Origin of the sequence: Burkholderia sp. ABCPW 111, assembly GCF_000773065.1 — a bacterium.
Classification (GTDB): domain Bacteria; phylum Pseudomonadota; class Gammaproteobacteria; order Burkholderiales; family Burkholderiaceae; genus Burkholderia; species Burkholderia savannae.
This window is the reverse complement of record NZ_JPWT01000028.1, coordinates 1-1766: the sequence shown is the minus strand read 5'-3', so window position 1 is coordinate 1766 and position 1766 is coordinate 1. Positions and strand designations below refer to the sequence as shown.

Genomic DNA, 1766 nt, shown 5'->3' with positions numbered 1-1766 from the left:
CGGTCGATGCGGTCGATGCGGTCGATGCGGTCGATGCGGTCGATGCGGTCGATGCGGTCGATGCGGTCGATGCGGTCGATGCGGTCGATGCGGTCGACGCCTTCGACGCCTTCGACGCCTTCGACGCCTTCGACGCCTTCGACGCCTTCGACGCCTTCGACGCCTTCGACGCCTTCGACGCTGTCGGCAGCATAACGATCGCCCGCCGGTAACGCACGGTAAATTGCGTTAATTTGCCGAAATTGACTTGGTTCGCCCGATTCCCAACAATGGGAACTGCTTAGGATGCCGTGTCGTTTCCGGACGCACGGCGCGCCAGAGCGGCTAGACCCAGTCAACCCTCCCCCCCTGACTGGAATTCCCACGCCACGGCAAGCCGCCGTGGCGTCTTTTTGTCTCGACGTACGCGTGCGGTCGAGCCGCCCTTCGTGATATCGACGAATAGACGTGTTCGGCGCGCGCCGTCGCCGAACGCAGCGCGACCCGAAAAAAGCGCACGGCGCGCGAGCGCCGCCCGATCAACCGAGCGCCCGTCGGCACGACGCAACGCAGCGCAGCGCGACGACGCGATCAAGCCTGCGGATCGACCCGCAACACGAGCTTGCCGCGATGGCTGCCGTCGAACAGCCGATTCAGCACGTCGGGCGCGTTGCTCAGTCCGTCGACGACGGTCTCCTCCGCTTTCAGCCTGCCGTCGCGCAGCCAGCCGGCGAGCGTCGCGACCGCCTCGCGGCTCTTGCGGTAATCGAGAATCAGGAAGCCGCGCATCGTCAGCCTCTTCGCGATCAGCACGCTGACGTCGTCGGACGGGCGGCCGCTGTTGTAGTTCGCGATCACGCCGCACAGCGCGACGCGCCCGCCGATCGCCATCCGCGACAGCACCGCGCGCATGATCTCGCCGCCGACGTTCTCGAAGTTCACGTGCACGCCGTCGGGCGTCGCATCCTTCAGCGCGCGCTTCCAGCCGTCGGCCTTGTAGTCGACGGCCGCGTCGAAGCCGAGCTCCTCGGTCAGATAGCGGCACTTGTCCGCGCCGCCCGCGATGCCGACGACGCGCGCGCCGTGAATCTTGCCGATCTGCCCGGCGACGGAGCCGACCGAGCCCGCCGCGGCCGACACGACGAGCGTCTCGCCCGGCTGCACCGGCGCGATCTCGGTCATCCCGTAGTACGCGGTGAGCCCGCTCATCCCGCACGCGCCGAGCAGGCGCGGCAGCGGCAGGCCGAGCGCGGCGGGCAGCTTCGTGTACTGCGCGGCTTCGTCGGCGCGCACGTGAGCGTAGTCCTGCCAGCCGACGAGCCCCTGCACCAGATCGCCCTCGGCGAACCCCGGCGCATTCGACGCGACGACGCGCCCGATGCCGAGCGCGCGCATCACGTCGCCGATCGCGACGGGCGGCAGGTATTGCGGGATGTCGCTCATCCACACGCGATTGGTCGGGTCCATCGACAGATACAGCACGCGCACGAGCATCTCACCCGGCCCGAGCTCGGGCAACGGCGCTTCGACGAGCGTGAAGTGCTCCTGGCCGACGCGTCCGTCGGGGCGCGCCTTCAGGCGCAGTTGGCGATTGACGGGGTTGGACATGGGCGTCACCTTCAGGATGAGTGGAAAGATGCGGCGTACGCCGCGTTGGCGAACTCGGCGCGCATACCGCTGTCGCATGCGCGCGATGCGCGATGCGCGATGCGCGATGCGCGATGCGCGATGCGCGATGCGCGATGCGCGATGCGCGATGCGCGATGCGCGATGCGCGATGCGCGATG

General features: G+C 68.5%; 1 protein-coding gene and 1 pseudogene. One reads left to right on the top strand and one right to left on the bottom strand.

Going from position 1 to position 1766, the window contains the following annotated elements:
• Positions 1-212, top strand: a 212-nt coding sequence (locus tag X946_RS05255; RefSeq protein ID WP_038744709.1) for a hypothetical protein, incomplete at its 5' end; no start/stop codon positions are given.
• Positions 213-570: 358 nt separating this feature from the next.
• Here the strand turns inward: X946_RS05255 and X946_RS05250 are convergent.
• Positions 571-1766: pseudogene (locus X946_RS05250) on the bottom strand (NADP-dependent oxidoreductase); the annotation flags it as partial.